Source organism: Streptococcus cristatus, assembly GCF_003943465.1.
Classification (GTDB): Bacteria; Bacillota; Bacilli; order Lactobacillales; family Streptococcaceae; genus Streptococcus; species Streptococcus cristatus_C.
The window spans coordinates 19124-37720 of record NZ_RJPR01000014.1 but is presented as its reverse complement, the minus strand read 5'-3'; the positions used below and the strand labels follow the sequence as shown (position 1 = coordinate 37720).

Below are 18597 nucleotides of genomic sequence, written 5' to 3'. Positions count from 1 at the left end.
GCAAACATTATTTAGAGTAGAATGAGCGAGAGTTTTCCCTACAACAAAAAGCCGTCCATTGGACGGCTTTTTTTCATTATTTTACTTCTAACAAACCGATATCTCCATCTTCACGACGATAGATAACATTCGTTGTACTATCTTCAACATCTGTGTAGATGAAGAAGTCATGTCCCAACAAATCCATTTGCAAAATAGCTTCATCTAGATCCATTGGTTTCAAGTCAATATGCTTAGAACGTACTACTTTAGAAGATGCTGCATCAGCTTCTTCTACTAGAGCATCAGTGAACAACTGGCTAGTTGCAACCTTGTTCCGATTTTTCTTTTCAATTTTTGTCTTATTCTTACGAATCTGACGTTCAATCTTATCGATAACTAGGTCGATAGATCCGTACATATCTTGCGAAACATCTTCTGCCCGAAGGGTAATAGAACCAAGAGGAATCGTTACTTCGACTTTTGCCGTCTTCTCCCGGTACACTTTCAAATTTACCCGTGCATCAAGTTCTTGCTCTGCTTGGAAATACTTCTCAATCTTCTCAAGTTTAGAAACTACGTAGTCACGGAGAGCATCAGTTACTTCTAGGTTTTCACCACGGATACTATATTTAAGCATATAAGTACCTTCTTTCTAAACATAAATGTTTTATTTACAATATCATTATAACGCTTTCATTCTTTTTTTGCAAATATTTTCTTATCTTGCGAGTGAAAATGTCAAAACTTCTTTCACACCTGCTTCCAGCAATAATTCTCGAGCCAATTGTAAGGTTTTTCCAGTCGTGTACACATCGTCTATCAGAAGAATTTTTTCTGGCAGAAGGACATCTTTTACCAATGTAAAACATTGTTGACTGTTTAATCGTTCTTCGCGATTTTTACTGGATTGGGCAAGCGCATCCTGCTTTTCCAGCAAATGTTTATAAGGCAAGCCAGCTGCTTGCAAGAAGCCTTCCACCTGATTAAAACCTCGACTTTGGTATTTTTCAGGGCTGACCGGAATAGGAACCAGAGTATATTTTTTGAAGTTTTTGAGACTTTTTTTGAGAACTTCTGCAAACACAAATCTCAGAAGATAATCCCCTTGAAACTTGTATTTGCTGAAGAAATCCTTCATCAAATCATTATAAAGAAAGCAAGCCTGATGCTGCACCAAATAGCCTTGCGCTTCCCATATTTGACAATCTGAGCAGACTTTCGCTTCCCGATCTTTCCAGCAACGCGGGCAATGGATAGAGGAAATCGCTTCAAATCCTGCTCGGCAATGTTTACAAATTGTATTTTGTTCTTTTTGCAATAAAATCAAGGAAGAAAAAGTCCTATTTTCTTCTACTGCCTGGCTGCACAACAGGCAATTTCTCATAGACCAGCCTCCTTGTTCATCAGTTTGATTTCACGAATCGCCTTTTCGATTGAACGTGTAGTGCCGTCGTGAAAGAAGAATAAATCTCCCGTCGGTCGCTCCATGCTACGTCCCACTCGGCCAGAAATCTGCACCAAGGCGCTACGGCTAAAGAGACGATGGTTGGCTTCTAGAACAAAGACATCTACACAGGGAAAGGTCACGCCACGCTCTAGGATGGTCGTCGTGACTAAAATGGTAATTTCTCGCTTGCGAAACTCTTCCACGATTTCTAAACGATCTTCAGTTGTCGAAGCCACAAATCCAACTCTTTCCGATGGAAATATCTCCTCCAAAACTTGCGCAAATTCTTGACCTCTTTTGATTTCCGAGGCAAAGATCAGTAAGGGAAAGCCCGTTTTTCTCTGTCTCTCGATATATTTCTTCAATTTAGGCGGTAGTTTCTTTTTCAATAGATATTTTTGAAAATCTGCCAGCCAAACTTTTTGGGGCACAATCAAAGGATTGCCATGGAAGCGACGAGGAAGACTAAGTCGTTTTAATTCTCCTTTTTGGACTTTTTTATCCAACTCATCCGTCGAAGTGGCAGTTAAGAAAATTGTCGTTCCCTCCTCCTTGACCGACTGCTCCACGGCATGGTAGAGCACAGGATTGTCCACATAAGGAAAAGCATCTACCTCGTCCACAATCAGCAAATCAAAGGCTCTATAAAATTTAAGAAGCTGATGGGTGGTGGCTATGACCAAGGGACTGCGAAAATATGGCTCGGATTCCCCATGCAAAAGTGAAATAGGACAGGCAAAATCCAGCTTGAGCCGGCGATAAAGCTCCAAACAGACATCAATCCGAGGGCTGGCTAGGCAAACGACACCTCCACAGTCAATCACTTCTGCAATCACCTGATAAATCATTTCTGTTTTGCCCGCCCCCGTCACTGCATGGACTAGGCTATTCTGCTTTTGAGTAACTGACTCTAACAGTCCCTGAGAAACTCTTTCTTGAAAGGTCGTTAATTGTCCCTGCCACTTGAGTACCTGATTTTTAGGAAAATCTTCCTGCGGAAAATAATAAAGTTCTTGGTCACTCCGGACTCGCCCCAAAATCACGCATTCCCTACAATAGTAGGCATTGACAGGTAGCTGGTAGTTCTCCTTGTCCACTTGAGAACCACAGCGGCCGCAAAATAACTTTCTCCTTTCCTCTCGCATACTTGGCAGCTGCTGAGCATGCTTGCGCAGTTCAGGACTAAGCTGATCTTCTGTAAATATTCTACCTAGGCAATCATTTCTTTCTAACATACTTTTTTATTCGTAAAACTTTTGGAAAAATCTATTTTTTTGTGTACAATAAAACTATGGAATATAGAACAATTAGACAAGACGGCCAAGCCCAAGAAGAAATTAAAAAATCTCGTTTCATTTGCCACGCCAAGCGCGTTTACTCAGAAGAGGAAGCCAGGGATTTTATTGCTGCCATCAAAAAAGAGCACTATAAAGCCACTCATAATTGCTCTGCTTTTATTGTCGGGGAGAAAAGTGAAATCAAACGAACCAGTGATGACGGTGAGCCCAGCGGTACAGCGGGCGTTCCTATGCTCGGTGTCATGGAGAATCACCAACTGACCAATGTCTGCTTTGTGGTCACGCGCTATTTTGGCGGTATTAAGCTAGGAGCTGGTGGGCTCATTCGGGCTTATGCAGGCAGCGTTGCCTTTGCAATCAAAGAAATTGGTCTCATCGAAATCAAGGAACAGGCCGGTTTGCGTCTCAAAATGTCTTACAGCCAGTACCAAAATTTCGATAACTTTTTGAAAGCCGAGGATCTGATCGAATTTGATACAGAGTTCACGGATCTAGTGGCTACAACCATCTATATCGACAAGCAGGAAAAAGAACCACTAGAGCAGAAATTAATCGAGTTTTTCAATGGAAAAATCCAAATTGATGATCAAGGTTTGCGCGAGGTTGAAATTCCTTTAACAGTTGAATAATCTTAACAGCTAGTCCTAGTGATAAATAATTTTTATCGTGGTCATAGCTTTTTTATATTTTACAAAGTGCCTCTTTCAGCTTATACTAGTCTCATTAAAGTATTGAGGTAGGAAAAATGGCAAACATTTATCAAAATATCACAGAATTAGTTGGAAGAACGCCAATTGTTAAACTAAATAATATCGTTCCTGAAGGAGCAGCTGAGGTTTATGTCAAGTTAGAAGCCTTCAACCCTGGCTCTTCTGTCAAAGACCGGATTGCTCTCAGCATGATTGAGGCAGCTGAACGCGATGGCCTTATCAAGCCTGGCGATACTATCGTTGAAGCAACCAGCGGAAATACCGGTATTGGCCTTTCATGGGTTGGAGCAGCTAAAGGCTACAAGGTTGTCATTGTGATGCCAGAAACTATGAGTGTGGAGCGTCGCAAGATTATCCAAGCTTATGGAGCGGAGCTAGTTTTGACTCCGGGTAGCGAAGGAATGAAAGGGGCTATTGCCAAGGCAGAAGAAATTGCTAAAAAGCGAAATGGCTGGTTGCCACTGCAGTTTAACAATCCGGCTAATCCAGAGGTTCACGAACGAACAACAGGAGCAGAAATTGTCGCTGCTTTCGGTGAAACTGGACTGGACGCTTTTGTCGGTGGTGTCGGAACTGGTGGGACTATCTCTGGTGTCTCTCATGCTCTTAAAAAAGCGAATCCAAATGTCCAAATCTATGCGGTTGAAGCAGACGAATCTGCTATCCTTTCTGGTGAGAAACCAGGTCCTCACAAAATCCAAGGACTTTCAGCTGGCTTCATTCCAGAGACCTTGGATACAGCAGCCTATGATAGCATTGTCCGCGTGACTTCTGATCAAGCGCTAGAATTAGGACGCTACATTGGCGGTCAGGAAGGTTTCCTAGTCGGAATTTCATCTGCTGCGGCTATTTTTGCAGCCATTGAAGTCGCTAAAAAACTAGGAGCTGGCAAGAAAGTCCTTGCCCTTGCACCTGATAATGGTGAACGTTACCTATCTACCGCTCTCTATGAATTTGACGCTTAATCGTGAAAAGAGTTAACAAAATTCCTACCCGTTTGGGTAGGAATTTTTTACTCTTTTTGTTCTTTCAGAAAAGCCTTGGCTTCCTTTATCCAGATTGGCAATTGCTTACCTAAGGGCGCAAATCCAATTTTGCAACGATCGTTTGAAAAGCGATGCCGTCTTGGTAAACGATGTTTTTCTTCCTCTAAAGTCCGCATTGACAGGCTGGCCTTACCAGAAAACTCATCATAATCTACTACCTGCACAAGAACCTGATCACCAATTTTCAAAATATCGTGAATATTGTCGATATAGCCCGTCCGAATCTCAGAAATATGAATGAGGCCGATCAGACCGCTTTCTAGTTCGACAAAGGCACCGTAGGGCTGAATCCCAGTAATTTTGCCCTTTAACTTATCTCCGATTTTCATTAGTCTATAACCTCAATCGTCTCAATGACAACATCCTCAAGTGGTTTATCCATTGAAGCTGTTTCAACCGCTGCAATTTTATCCAAAACTTCATAAGATGCCTCATCCACTAGCTGCCCAAACACAGTATGTCGACGGTCCAAATGCGGTGTCCCGCCCTTGCTAGCATAAACTTCAGCGATCGACTTCGGCCATCCTCCCCGAGTCAGTTCCTTTGTTGAATAGGGGAGACTGTTATTTTGGACAATAAAGAACTGACTGCCATTGGTATTCGGTCCAGCATTCGCCATGGAAAGAGCCCCACGAATATTGTAAAGCTCAGGTGAAAACTCATCTTCAAAGCGTTCGCCGTAGATAGACTCTCCGCCCATACCAGTACCTGTCGGATCGCCACCTTGAATCATAAAATCTTTGATAACTCGGTGGAAGATTACTCCGTCATAGTAGCCATCCTTTGATAAGGCGATAAAGTTGGCAACTGTTTTGGGTGCTTGCTCTGGGAAGAGTTGAATCTTCAGTTCACCATGATTTGTCTTGATCTTTGCAACTGGGCCTTGAACCACATCAAGATGGAGCTGTGGGAAGGTCAATTCTTTCTCCACCATGCCCAATTGCTCTAAGGCGTCAAAGATGCCGTCTTCTTCGACCGTTTTTGTGACAAAATCAGCCTTTTTCTGCAATTCCTCATGGGAAACTCCCATAGCAATACTGAGCCCTGCATAGTCAAATAATTCTAAATCATTAAGTCCATCGCCAAAAACTAAGACATTTTCTGGTTTGAAACCGAGGTGTTCCACTACCTTGGCAACACCAGCTGCCTTTGAACCTTCTTTCGGTACGACATCCGATGAATGCTCATGCCAACGCACCATACGGAGAGACTTGGCCAAATCTTCTGGTAACTGCAAACTGTCACCTACATCCTCAAAAGTCCACATTTGATAGATTTCATGATCTTGGTAAAAATCAGGATTGACAGCCAGATCTGGATAAATGATATCAATTGCTGACGAAATCATAGGATTGCGAACAGACAAAGCCGCTTCGTGACTGCCTACCAAACCGTACTCAATGCCCACTTCCTTGGTCCAGGAAATGTAGGATTCCACACACTCTTGTGGAATGACCGTTTTCGCAATGACTTCGCCCTTTCGATTTTCAACATAAGCCCCATTCAAGGTAACAAAAAAATCAGGATCCAAGTCACGAATTTCTGGAACAACTCCAAAAATGCCACGACCAGAAGCAATTCCTATCAGAATTCCCTTTTCTCTCAGCTGCTTAAATACAACTTTGATCGATTCTGGGATGAAGCCCGTTTCCTTGACCCGCAAGGTATCATCGATATCAAAGAAAACAATCTTAATCTTTTTCGCCTTATATTTTAATTTTGCCTTCATATCTTCCTCTTTCAATTTAATCTTCTCTATTATATCATTAAAAATCATCTTGCGGAACAAGATGATGCTGAAAAGCATAGACAACTGCCTGGGTCCGATCGCTCACTTCTAGCTTAGACAAAATATTAGACACATGCGTCTTGACCGTTTTCAAGGAAATAAAGAGCTCGTCAGCAATCCGCTGGTTTTCATAGCCTTTGGCTAAAAGCCCCAAAATATCCCGCTCCCGCGCTGTCAAATCCTCGTGAAGCTCTATATGATTCCGATGGTATTCGACCTTCTTACTGACTTCTGTTTCAATGGCAAATTCACCCTTTGCAACCTTTCTGACGGCATGGAGAATTTCATCCGCACTAGAAGTCTTCAACATATAGCCACGAGCACCCGCATCCAACACTGGATAGATTTTTTCATTGTCCAGATAGGATGTCAAAATCAAAATCTTTGCCTCTGGCCATTCTTTCAAGATAGCCAAGGTGGCATCAATGCCACTCATCTCTGGCATAACAATATCCATCATAATCACATCTGGACGGCTTTCCAGAGCCTTTTCGACACCTTCTCTACCATTGGTAGCCTCTGTCACTTCTTCAATATCGTCCTGTAATTCAAAAAAGCTTTTCAAGCCCAATCTGACCATTTGATGGTCATCCACTAGTAATATTCTCATCCTTTTCCCCCTCTAACAATGGAACACTGACTTCGATAGAAACTCCTTTTTTGGGAGCCGTCAGAATCTTCAAGGTGCCAGCCATATCATGCACTCGATCTTCAATATTTTTCAAACCATAACTCATGTCAGCCAAGCTAGCTGGATCAAAACCGATTCCGTCATCAGAAACCTTGAGTTTGAGTCTATTTGGCGTCTGATAGAGATAGATGTCCAGACGACTGGCCTGAGCATGGCGCAAGGTATTATTGATGATTTCTTGAATAATCCTAAAAATATGCTCCTCTATCTGCTTGGGTAGACCGATGACCTCATGCTTAAACTGGACAGTCAAGTCCGACTTATCTGTCAATTCTTTGATTAAGACATTCATGCCCTCTACCAAGGTCCGATTTTCCAACTCTGTCGGCCGTAAATGTAAGAGCAAGATCCGCAAATCTTTTTGTGCTGTATCCAGAATGTCAGCGATTCCCTTTAACTGTTGTTGGAGATTGTCTTTATCAAGACGCTCCACATTCCCAGCGACACCTGAAAGAATCATATTGGCAGCAAATAGCTCCTGACTGACCGTATCATGCAAATCGCGAGCAATCCGCCTGCGTTCTTTTTCAATAATCTTTTCTTCCGCCTGCAAGGCCTGATTCTCAGATTTCTGCAAATTTTCGGTTAGACTATCCACCTTTTCTTTTAAGCGGATGAGAGAATCGTCCAATTCCAACTGCCCGGTTTCTTGTATGCCTCTGCCTTCTAAAATAGCTTTTAAATTCTTTTGAACTTGAGAAAGGGACAGGTGCTGAAGGAAGCGCGCAGCAGCGGCCAAGAGGATAGTCAGCGCTGAGCCCAGAACCAGAACAAAGAAAGCAAAAGAACGAAGCAAGTCCAGATTATTCAGCAGTTTTTGCCATTCTAAATTAAAAAGATTAAAAATGTAATGAAAGATAATCCCTAAAACAAAGAAGGTATATAGAAAAATAAGCAAATAACTTGTTTTTTTCACTTTCTAACAACCTCCACATTTCCTAAAAAGCTGACCAAAACAATTTTTACGGTTTTGCTGGCTCGCTTATAGTCAGGCGTTGTCAGAGAAATCGTTTCATTGCGCAGCTTGCGTGGCGGATGATTTAAAAAATTCAAGTCTCCGTATAGGGTATTGATCTGAAGCTGAATTTCCACATCCAAAGGAATGACGATCTTGGTATCCCCAAAGCCCTTGCGAATCACGATGACATTATCATGATTGACCACAATGACGTCTTCTAAGTGAATGGTGTCCTTACCCATCATTCTCAAGAGATTGATATCATGAAACTGGCAGTCATCCTTTGAGAAATGCTGTAAATCTCCCAACCAACGATTTTTTTCAGCCCGAACTTCGGTCGCATCTTCAAAGAAAAGATGAGTCTCTTGATTTTCCTTGTACAGATAAGGATAGGCTACGATCATGCCGTAAATCAAGGCGAAAAGGACAGCAGCTATGACGTAAGGATTGAGCATGACAATGAAAAAGAAGACAATCATGGTCGCGACTAATAGCGAATTGCCTCTCTGCTTGCCGAAATAATAATATAAAAACAAAAGAAAGAGTAGCATGATGAGAACAACACGCGAAAAATCGGCAGCCAGCATGGTAACCAGTGCCATTGATAATAGAATCGCTTCAACAAAGATGAATAATTGAACTTTCCACATAGCTATTCCCTTCCTTACATCTCTATTGTAACAAAATTAAGCAAAAAAACCTCCGTCTGAGGCATGAAATGGAAAGATTATCCTATCTTTAGCAGCAGAACTTCTAGGCTCTAGACTTCTTTGCACTTTTCCTCTAAAAAGCAAAAAATCGCTTCAAATGCTGTTTAAGCAAAACAAACATTTAAAACGATTTTTTAGTTTATTTCTATTGTTCAGACAAGCTTAGAAATGGACTTGTGCTTCCAAGCCAAAATGGTCACTAACGACTGGACCACGTTGCCCATCAAAAACAACAGCAGATCTTTCAATATTGAAATCTTTACTTGTAAAGATATAATCAATTTTTAGAGCATCTTTGTTTCCTGCCCAGCCAGCAATATCGCCTTCAACCGTCGCTGTACCAATCGTTTGGTCAGCCACCTTATGGCTATCCTGAAGAGCAAGTGGACTTTGGATAATGTGCTGATAGCCTTCGTAATCAACGGGATTATTAAAATCACCCATGAGAACTAGCGGAGTCTCAACTTGCAAGAGCTCAGATTCAAACTTAGCCCACTCTCCTTGGAAACCTTTATCCCACCAAGACAAGTGACAAGAAGCCACCGTGATAGGCTGACCATCGAGCTCCGTTTCTGCCAGCAAGACTTTACGCGTATGATAGTCACTTGGATCATTGACATCAGACACCAAGAGCTCTCTTGCCTTCAGGGGCTTTCTGGACAGAATTGCAACCCCTTCATTGTAAATATCAAAACCAATATGATTATAAGCCCAAGACCAGTAATAGTCCAGACCTGCCTCAGCTAGTTTCTCAACCAGACGCAGGGCATAGTGATCCTGGTGAATCGGAATAGCGCCATCTACCGCATAATAGAAGGGAGCCTGAACAACCTGTTCAGACTCCACTAATTGATTGACTTCCTGCAGGCAAATGACGTCATATTTTTCTTGAAGAATCCGCTCAGCTAGCTGATTTAGCTTGTTTTCTTGCTCTTCTTCCATCCAACTATGAGTATTTAAAGTCAGGAATTTTGCCATGATTTCTCTTTTCTATCTTACAATTCTACTTTAGCCACAACTGTCTTAGCAGCGACTTTACCGAATTTCTCAACTGCTACTGATTTGATTGCTGGAGCATTTGTGAAGACAACGATAGTGGTTGTTTCACGACCTGCTTCTTTAATAGCCGCCAAATCTGCTGTTACCAATAGATCACCTGCAGCAACGGTTTGTCCTTCTGCTACATGTACTTCAAAAGGTTTGCCTTCAAGGCTAACAGTATCCAAACCGATATGAACAAGAACTTCAAGACCAGCTTCAGTCAAAAGACCAAGAGCATGTTTTGTAGGGAAGACACTTGTCACTTTACCAGCTACTGGAGAATAGATCTTGCCATTTGCTGGTTCAACCGCAAATCCGTCACCCATCATTTTTTGTGAGAAGACTGGATCTTTAACATCTTCCAACTTGACAACTTCACCATCAGCAACGGTTTCAATTGCTTCTGTCACGCCTTTGTAGCTAACTGCTGCAGCTGCAGACTCAGCTTTTTGACTTGGTAGAGTTTCAGGAATTACTTCTCCTGAATCCAACAAGTCTTGGATATCCGATTTAAGAACGTCAGCTTTTGGTCCGTAGATAGCTTGAACGCCTTGACCTTTCATAACCAAGCCCATAGCGCCTTCAGCTTTCCACTGCTCTGCTGTTCCAACTTTTTCAGCATCTTTGACAGTCACACGCAGACGCGTCATACATGCATCTACATCAACGATATTAGCGCGACCACCTAGAAGATTGATAACATTAACGGCTTGAGAAGCTGCAGCAACTTTACCATTACCAGATTCTGATGAAGAAGCCTCATCTGAACCTTCTGCTGTTTCATAGTTACCGTTACGTCCTGGAGTTGCATAGTTGAATTTCTTGATCATGAAGTTAGAAATGAAGTACATGATCACTGCAAAGAGAACTGTAACCCAGATAAAGTTGATGACATCCATACCCAAACCAGCATTGATTGCCATTGGAGTACGAGTCAAGAATTCGATTGATCCAAATGAGTGTACACGAAGGTTGACGATGTCAGCCATTGCAAATGCAGCACCTTGTACAAAAGCATAGATGATATACAGTGGTGTTGCAACGAACATGAACATGTACTCGATTGGTTCAGTAACCCCTGTCAAGAAGGTTGCCAAAGCAGTCGCAATCATCATACCTTTGTATTTGTGCTTCTTGTCAGCATCTACATTGCGGTAAATAGCTGCAGCAACACCCATAAGGATACCAAATGAACCGATCATTTGTCCAACTTTGAAGCGAGCCGGGTGGAATGTGTCAAGCAAATATTGGTACTTAGTAGGATCAGCTGTCTTAGTACCAACCAAGTCAGTTGCCCAAGCCAACCAAAGTGGATCTTGTCCGAATACTTGAGTTCCTTTAGCAGCACCAGTCAATACTTCATAAGTTCCCCCAAGTTGTGTATAGTTCATTGGGATAGTCAACATGTGGTGCAAACCAAATGGAAGCAAGAGACGTTCTAAAGTACCATAGATGAATGGTGCTAGGATTGGTGCAGTATCTTGTGAATTTGCAATCCAAACACCGAAGTTGTTGATACCTGATTGAACAACTGGCCATACGAATGACAAAACAATTGCTACGATTGCTGAACGCAAGATAACAACGAATGGTACAAAACGCTTACCATTAAAGAATGACAAAGCATCTGGCAATTTACGGAAGTTGTAGTACTTGTTGTAAGCTGTTGCTCCGACAAAACCAGCGATGATTCCGACGAAAACCCCCATATTCAAAGCAGGAGACTCAAGAACACTGATAAAGTAATCAGAAACCTTGATGCTTCCTCCTAAGAAAGTGCTAACTACTGCTTTAGAATCTTTCAGCATATCGCTTGATACACCAAACATAACCCCAGTGATACGGTTAATCAAAATGAAGGATAAACCTGCTGCAAAGGCACCACCAGCACGTTCTTTCGCCCAGCTACCTCCAATAGCAAGAGCAAAGAGGATATGCAGGTTACCGATAACCCCCCAACCAATTTGTTCTAAAACGCCACCAGTAGTCACTAGAAAACCTAGCTCAGGATTGATCATCGGAATTGACTTACCAATACTGATCATCAAACCTGCTGCGGGCATAACCGCAACAACCACCATCAAAGCTTTACCGAATTTTTGCCAAAATTCAAAGCTAAAAATGTTTTTGAATGAATCTTTCATCATCCAGACCTCCTTATATTTTCACAAACCACTCCTTGATGAAATCGTTTGCATTGAATAATACTATTATACCACTATTTTTAATTTTGTAAAGGCTTTTATAAAAATTATTTCGGGACTTTTTCCTATATTTAGTGGAATAATATATAGAATAAGGTGAAATTTTAGTATGCAAGCGATTGCGTATATTTCCATAAATTTGCTGAAATATAAATAAAAAAAAGCCGAGAAACATTCAATTTCATGTTTCTACAGCTTCTTTTTATTTATATTCTTTTTTATAGCGGTCAGCTTCTGCCTGATTAGCCCAGACATAGTGACCAGGACGGATCTCAACCATGCTAGGTTGATCCACTGAGTAGTCATGCTGCTCTGGATCGTAAACCTTTAAGACCTTTTTGCGCTCCAAAATTGGGTCTGGAATCGGTACAGCAGACAAAAGGGACTGCGTATAAGGGTGGATTGGGTTGTTAAACAACTCTTCTGTCTCTGCCACCTCAACGATAACCCCTTTATAAATAACAGCGATTCGATCTGAAATAAAGCGAACTACAGAAAGATCGTGAGCGATAAAGAGATAGGTCAAGCCAAGTTCTTTTTGGAATTTTTTCAAAAGATTCAAGACTTGCGCACGAACGGAAACGTCCAAGGCAGAGATTGGCTCATCCGCAATAACGAAATCTGGCTCCATGACTAGGGCACGAGCAATCCCAATCCGCTGACGTTGACCACCAGAAAATTCGTGGGGATAGCGTGTCAAATGCTCAGCTAAAAGACCAACTTCACGAATGATATTCTTAACCTTTTGCTGACGGTCTTCTTCATTTTCAAAAAGATGATAGTTATAAAGACCTTCTGAAATGATATAGTCAACCGTCGCACGCTCATTTAAACTGGCAGCTGGGTCTTGGAAAATCATCTGAATCTTACGGATCAATTCAGCTTCCTCAGCTTTAGATTGCTTCCCGTTGATCTTTTTACCTTCGTATAAGATGTCCCCTGCACTGGTATCGTTCAAGCCGATGATAGCACGGCCAATGGTTGTCTTCCCAGAACCAGATTCACCTACTAGGGAAAAAGTTTCTCCTTTATTGATAAAGAAATTTGCATTTTTTACAGCTACAAATTTCTTACTTCCTTCGCCGAAGGAAATTTCTAAATCTTTAATTTCAACTAATTTTTCAGTCATTTCCTTCCTCCTAAGCTTCTAAGTGATTGAAGCCCATTTTTGAACGAATTTTATCATGAAGGTTTTCGATAATAGTTGGCTTCTCAACTCTTGGTGCATCTTCGTGCAAGAGCCAACTCTTAGCCCAGTGCGTATCGGAAACCTGAAAGGCAGGAGCTTTTTCTTCGAAATCGATAGCCATTGCATAGTCCGAACGAAGCGCAAAAGCATCCCCTTTAATGCTAGTATATAGCGATGGTGGTGTACCTGGAATCGAGTAGAGTTCACCATTTGCTTCAGCTAACTGCGGCAAGCTAGACAGCAGGCTCCATGTATATGGATGTTTTGGATCGTAGAAGATTTCTTCAACCGTTCCATATTCAACGATTTCGCCAGCATACATAACCGCCACTTTATCAGCAATACTTGCTACAACACCAAGGTCGTGGGTGATAAAGACAGTCGTGAAATGGTATTCTGCCTGCAATGACTTGAGCAAGTCAATAATTTGGGCTTGAATCGTCACATCGAGGGCCGTTGTAGGCTCATCACAGATCAGAATGTCTGGACGGCAAGCCAAGGCGATCGCGATAACAATCCGTTGACGCATCCCGCCTGAATATTGAAATGGATATTCTTCAAAACGCTTCTCAGCATCAGGAATTCCGACTTTAGTCATGTAGTCGATTGCCATTTCTTTGGCTTCTTTGCTTGTTTTTCCTTGGTGTTTGACGATTACTTCGGTAATTTGACTTCCGATGGTATTGATCGGATCCAAACTAGTCATCGGATCTTGGAAAATAGTCGCAATTTTAGCACCACGGATGGGTTCCCAGTCTTTGTTGCTCTTTAGGGCCGTCAAATCAGTTCCTCGGTAATCAATCGTTCCTTGCGCTACACGGCCATTTTCTTCCAACATTCCAGTAAATGTTTTTGTCAAAACAGATTTACCAGAGCCAGATTCTCCAACTAGAGCTAGAACTTCACCTTCAACTAGGTCAAGGGAAACGCCTCGAATGGCGGTCAATACTCTGTCACGAACGTCAAATTCCACGACAATATCGCGAGCAGTCAATATTACATTTTTATTTTTTGTCATATTTACTCCTATCTATGTGTCCGTGGATCACTTGCATCGGCTAAGTTTTGACCAACTACGAAGAAGGACAGGGATACCAAGATCAGGGTTGTCAATGGAATCCAGAAAAGGTAAGCGTTGGTTGTTACGTTTTGTGAATAGTCGGAAATCAAGCGTCCCAAACTTGGTACTGTTACAGGAAGACCAAGTCCAAAGAAGGATAGGAATGCCTCGTAAGAGATAAAGTTTGGAAGCATTTGAGAAGTTGTCGTCACGATAACAGATACCAACTGGGGCATGATATTCTTGGTCACAATCTTATATGTTGGAGTTCCCAAGGTACGCGATGCCAAGTTATACTCCAAATCACGGTAACGCATAATTTGAATACGGATCGTATACGCAATCCCTACCCAGCCAGTGATGGTCATGGCGAAGATCAAGTTCCAGAAACCAGCACCGATAGAGTAAGTCAAGACAATGACAATCAAGAGTGCTGGAATATTTGAAATAACATTGTAGACTTCCATCATGATCCGGTCAACCGCTTTGGAAATTCCCCAGATAGCACCAATAATAATTCCGATAATCAGGTTAATGAGTGTTGCAATAATGGAAATCAAGATAGAATTCCGCGCACCAAACCAAACACCGTCAAACAAAGATTTACCATTACTGTCTGTACCAAACCAGTGTTCAGCGTTTGGTTTGATATAACGCATACTAAAGTCATTTACCTTGCTGACATCATTGAAATCGAAATTCGAAAACATTGGATAAATGAAACTCATCAAAACGATGACAACCAGAATTCCTAACATGATCGTCGTTGATTTCTTCTTCAAGAACTGACGCATAACGGAGCGCCAGTATGAATAAGCTGGAGCATCAATCGTTTCAGAGGCAAAATCGTCACGTTTGACAAATTGGAATTTACTTTTATCAATTGTAGCCATTATTTACCTCCTTTAGATGTTAATTTAATACGTGGGTCAAGCATTGTCATCAAGATATCACCAACTAAGAGGGCAAAAATTGAAAGACAGGTGAAAATAAATACAAGACCAACCACCATTGAGTTATTTGATGCCTTAACAGAATCAATCAGCATTTTACCCATACCGGGAAAGGCGAAGACAGTTTCTGTCAGGGTCGCACCTGCAATAACACCAACGATAGAAGCTGGAATACTAGATACCAACGGCACCATCGCATTCTTGAAAATGTGCTTGTTCGAAATTTCTTTCTCAGAAAGACCTTTGGCACGAGCAAAGCGAACAAAGTCTTGGGATTGTAAGTCAATCATATAACGACGAATCCAGACAGCTGTCACAGGTGCGCTTAGAAGTCCAAGAATCAGCGATGGCAAAACATAGGAACGCCAGTCACCTGCTCCCAAAATTGGGAAGGAATCTGGAAGACCAATAGCTGAACCAGCCAAACGAACAATATAAACAAGAGCGATGGTTGGCAGTGACATCATGAAGGTCAAGCCACCTGTTGAAATACTATCAAACCAAGTATTTTTCAAACGAGCCATATAAGAACCAAGAGGAACAGCAATCAAATAAGAAAGCGCCACACCAATCAGACCAATAATAGATGAGCTGACAATCATCGATGGGTTTTGATAGTTATTCTTGGTTGCAGTGTAAGCATCTCCCTTGCCATATTTAGCAATATCCTGAGAGTCTGCCTTACTTGGAGTCTTGTAGGTACGAGAGTAAATATCTACAGCAGAAGTTTTCTTACCTGTTGGGAATTGAACTTCTGATGATTTTGTTTGACCTTGTCCTTGGGAAATAACTTGTAGTACAGGTGTATTCGCATAAGTAGGGTAAGAATTTCCTAGGTTCAAACTAACAAAGTTTTGGTGAACAAATGGGAATTGGCCATTAAAATATAGAAGATATTTATGACGAGTACCAGAACCTACGACTGACCAACCAATGGCAGGGTCATTTTCGATACGGATATAGCGCTTAAGATTTGGATTTTCCTCATCTTGAATCACATTTGGATGATCAATCTGAATCAGATTAGCATAGAACTCAAGTACACGCTCGTAAACTGGAACTTCACGAACAGCATAGAATTCTTTGCTTTCTTTGAATTGATACAATTTCCAACCTTTGCCAAGTTTTTCAACGTAGGCTTCGTAGATCTTTTTATTCTCATCAGTTGCCTCAGTAGTTACAGATTTATTTTCCTTCTTGGCTTTTTCCTGTAACTCTTTTGTATCATAATAGTCAATATAACCCATCCGTTCATAGACTGTATTTTCATAGTTTGTCTTTTTATCTTCGGTTGTGGCTATCTTATTGTAGTTCGGGTCTTGTTTGAAAATCAATCTTCTCGGAACCATTGTATAAATAATGGTATAGGTCAAGGTCGTTACCAAGAAAATCGACACAATTGAGCGTAAAATACGCATAAAAATGTATTTCTTCATTTATCGTTTCCTTTAAATTTCAAAAGAACTTTCTCTCGTTATTAGAGAAAGTTCTAGTGAACGATTTATTCTACATGACTTTCGAGATCTTTTTGTGCTTTCGCATTTGACTCTTCTTTTTCTTTCAGCCATTTCTTACGAGCTGCTTCGTAGTCTTTCTTCGTTACTACGTCATTTGTAACTTTAAGACGTTTGAAGTAAGTAGAACTTGTCTTATTACCAGTTTGAGCATAAGCGCCTGAGAATGGCTCGATACGTGAGATAAATGGTGCTGCACCAGGATTTGCCATCAATGGAACAACAAGAGAGTTGTCTGTCAACCAAGCCTGAGCTGCTGCATATTTTTCGTAGCGAGTAGCAACATCTGAAGTCTCTTTACCAGCTTCATCTACCAAGCGGTCAAATTCATCTAAACCAACTTGCTTAGCGGCTGCATTGTCTGCTCCCTCAAAACCAAGGTAAGTCTTTGTAGTTTTAGTTGATGTAGTTTTCAAAATATCCAAATAAGTTGATGGATCTTGATAGTCAGGGTTCCAACCAACAGCTGTTGAGATATCCCAGTCTTCGCCAGCAGCATTTGGTGCATAGTAAGTAATGTTGTAAAGATCATCTTCTGACATTTGTTGAATATCTACAACAACATTCTCAGTTCCCAAAGTCTTTTCAACAGATTGCTTAAGCGATTGTGCGCGGTTAACCATTGGCTTAGAAGTCTGAGCAACTGGGAGATCCAGATGGATTGGGAATTCCACTCCGTCAGCTTGTAGAGCTGCTTTTGCTTTGGCAAACTCTGCTTTTGCTTTCTCAGCATTAAAGAGGCCATCTTGACCGTCCTCAAGTTTAACACCTTTCCATTCGTCACCCAATGCAGCAACTTTCTCTTCTACAACGTCACCAAAAGATTTATCGCCAACTTGAACAAATGAAGGTGGTACATAAGTATTACGGACAGCGTAAGGAGCACCCTCTTTACCATTGATCTGTGCTGAGTATGATGTGCGGTCAATAGCAAAGTTCAAGGCTTGACGGAAGTCTTTGTTAAGAATCGCTTTCTTAGTAGCAGACTTCTGAGCATCTGTTGTTTTGCTTGTATGGTTGTAACTTTGACGATCAATATTGACACCCATAACAGCTACACCAGCACTTGGCGGTGTGAAAAAGATATTATCCTTGAAGTCTTTTTCTACTCCAGCATAGTTTGAGCTTGTAGGGTAGAGACGAGCTACTGTGTAGGCGCCATCTTTAAAGTTACGAGCAAGGGCATCTTGGTCTTGTCCATCAAAGTAAGACAACTTGATAGTATCGACATGAACATTTTCCTTATCCCAGTAGTTTTCATTCTTTTGATACTCAACAGCAGACTTAGCAGTGATAGACTTCATCAAGAATGGTCCATTGTAAAGGATAGAAGATGGGTCAGTAGATTGACCAAATTTGTCCCCTTGTTTCTTAAGGAATTCAGCATTAACTGGCCAAAGAACTTGTGAAGTTGTCTTTGAATTCCACTGTGGTTCAGGTTGGTTCAAAGTATATTGGAGAGTGTGGTCGTCAACTGCCTTAACTCCAACAGTAGAGAAGTCAGGTGTTTTACCATTTACGTAGTCATCCAAGCCTTTTACAGATTGTTGCACAAGATAAAGGGCTTCAGATTTCTTATCAGCAGCATGCTTGAGGCCAGTCACAAAGTCCTGAGCTGTCACATTCCCGTATTCTTCACCTTCTGAAGTATACCATTTAGCGTCTTTACGGATTTTATAGGTATAAGTCAAACCATCTTTAGAAACAGTCCAAGACTCTGCAATAGACGGTACAAAATTACCATATTGGTCATTTTCCAACAAACCGTCCACACCGTTAGTCACGAGGTCAGATGTTGAAGCCTTACCAGACGTCACATAGTCCAATGTTTCTGGTTCAGCAGTATAGACATAATTATAAGCTTTTGCTGCGCTGTTTCCTTTTGATGAACCAGAACAAGCAGCTAAAACGCCTACTGAAAGAAGGCTAACCCCAGCTAAAGCTAATACTTTGCTTTTTTTCATACGAATTCTCCAATTTTGTTTTTTAGGTTTACTTAGGATTA

Annotated in this window: 17 protein-coding genes; 2 read left to right on the top strand and 15 right to left on the bottom strand. The window is 41.4% G+C overall.

Features of this window, described 5'->3' with window-relative positions; genetic code table 11:
• Positions 1–76: 76 nt before the first annotated feature.
• The 3 genes from hpf to D8793_RS10910 form a co-directional block, all read right to left on the bottom strand.
• Complete coding sequence (gene hpf, locus D8793_RS10920; protein ID WP_045500914.1) at positions 77–619, bottom strand: ribosome hibernation-promoting factor, HPF/YfiA family; 543 nt, start codon at positions 617–619, stop codon at positions 77–79.
• 81 nt (positions 620–700) lie between these two features.
• Complete coding sequence (locus D8793_RS10915) at positions 701–1366, bottom strand: ComF family protein (RefSeq protein WP_125372161.1); 666 nt, start codon at positions 1364–1366, stop codon at positions 701–703.
• Complete coding sequence (locus tag D8793_RS10910; protein ID WP_125372159.1) at positions 1363–2664, bottom strand: ATP-dependent helicase ComFA; 1302 nt, start codon at positions 2662–2664, stop codon at positions 1363–1365. Before D8793_RS10910 ends, D8793_RS10915 begins: the two co-directional genes overlap by 4 nt.
• A gap of 56 nt (positions 2665–2720) precedes the next feature.
• Between D8793_RS10910 and D8793_RS10905 the strand changes: the two genes are divergently transcribed.
• On the top strand, positions 2721–3356 hold the full coding sequence (locus D8793_RS10905; protein ID WP_125372157.1) for a YigZ family protein: 636 nt from the start codon (positions 2721–2723) through the stop codon (positions 3354–3356).
• 116 nt (positions 3357–3472) lie between these two features.
• Positions 3473–4402 (top strand): cysteine synthase A, encoded by a 930-nt coding sequence (cysK, locus tag D8793_RS10900; RefSeq protein ID WP_125372155.1) that lies wholly within the window; start codon positions 3473–3475, stop codon positions 4400–4402.
• A gap of 47 nt (positions 4403–4449) precedes the next feature.
• On the opposite strand, the gene D8793_RS10895 is transcribed toward cysK, so the two are convergent.
• The 12 genes from D8793_RS10895 to D8793_RS10840 all read right to left on the bottom strand — a co-directional run bounded on the left by D8793_RS10895 (position 4450) and on the right by D8793_RS10840 (position 18556).
• Positions 4450–4812: a S1 RNA-binding domain-containing protein gene (locus D8793_RS10895; protein ID WP_061910473.1), complete on the bottom strand. Its 363-nt coding sequence runs from the start codon at positions 4810–4812 to the stop codon at positions 4450–4452.
• On the bottom strand, positions 4812–6212 hold the full coding sequence (locus tag D8793_RS10890) for a bifunctional Cof-type HAD-IIB family hydrolase/peptidylprolyl isomerase (RefSeq protein ID WP_125372153.1): 1401 nt from the start codon (positions 6210–6212) through the stop codon (positions 4812–4814). Before D8793_RS10890 ends, D8793_RS10895 begins: the two co-directional genes overlap by 1 nt.
• 37 nt (positions 6213–6249) lie before the next feature.
• On the bottom strand, positions 6250–6882 hold the full coding sequence (locus tag D8793_RS10885; protein WP_045500904.1) for a response regulator transcription factor: 633 nt from the start codon (positions 6880–6882) through the stop codon (positions 6250–6252).
• Complete coding sequence (locus tag D8793_RS10880) at positions 6860–7879, bottom strand: envelope stress sensor histidine kinase LiaS (protein WP_125372151.1); 1020 nt, start codon at positions 7877–7879, stop codon at positions 6860–6862. The genes D8793_RS10885 and D8793_RS10880 overlap by 23 nt, the downstream gene beginning before the upstream one ends.
• Positions 7876–8571, bottom strand: a complete 696-nt coding sequence (gene liaF, locus D8793_RS10875; protein ID WP_045500900.1) for a cell wall-active antibiotics response protein LiaF — start codon at positions 8569–8571, stop codon at positions 7876–7878. Before liaF ends, D8793_RS10880 begins: the two co-directional genes overlap by 4 nt.
• 222 nt (positions 8572–8793) lie before the next feature.
• On the bottom strand, positions 8794–9609 hold the full coding sequence (locus D8793_RS10870; RefSeq protein WP_125372149.1) for an endonuclease/exonuclease/phosphatase family protein: 816 nt from the start codon (positions 9607–9609) through the stop codon (positions 8794–8796).
• 17 nt (positions 9610–9626) lie between these two features.
• Positions 9627–11819, bottom strand: a complete 2193-nt coding sequence (locus D8793_RS10865; protein ID WP_125372146.1) for a PTS transporter subunit IIBC — start codon at positions 11817–11819, stop codon at positions 9627–9629.
• Between the two features lie 259 nt (positions 11820–12078).
• Positions 12079–13005, bottom strand: coding sequence for an ATP-binding cassette domain-containing protein (locus D8793_RS10860; RefSeq protein ID WP_061423515.1), 927 nt, complete (start codon positions 13003–13005; stop codon positions 12079–12081).
• Positions 13006–13015: 10 nt separating this feature from the next.
• Positions 13016–14083 (bottom strand): ABC transporter ATP-binding protein, encoded by a 1068-nt coding sequence (locus tag D8793_RS10855; protein WP_125372144.1) that lies wholly within the window; start codon positions 14081–14083, stop codon positions 13016–13018.
• A gap of 8 nt (positions 14084–14091) precedes the next feature.
• Positions 14092–15018, bottom strand: coding sequence for an oligopeptide ABC transporter permease OppC (oppC, locus tag D8793_RS10850; protein WP_125372142.1), 927 nt, complete (start codon positions 15016–15018; stop codon positions 14092–14094).
• Positions 15018–16514, bottom strand: coding sequence for an ABC transporter permease (locus tag D8793_RS10845; RefSeq protein ID WP_125372140.1), 1497 nt, complete (start codon positions 16512–16514; stop codon positions 15018–15020). The genes oppC and D8793_RS10845 overlap by 1 nt, the downstream gene beginning before the upstream one ends.
• A 65-nt stretch (positions 16515–16579) precedes the next feature.
• Complete coding sequence (locus D8793_RS10840; RefSeq protein ID WP_125372138.1) at positions 16580–18556, bottom strand: peptide ABC transporter substrate-binding protein; 1977 nt, start codon at positions 18554–18556, stop codon at positions 16580–16582.
• Positions 18557–18597: the final 41 nt, after the last annotated feature.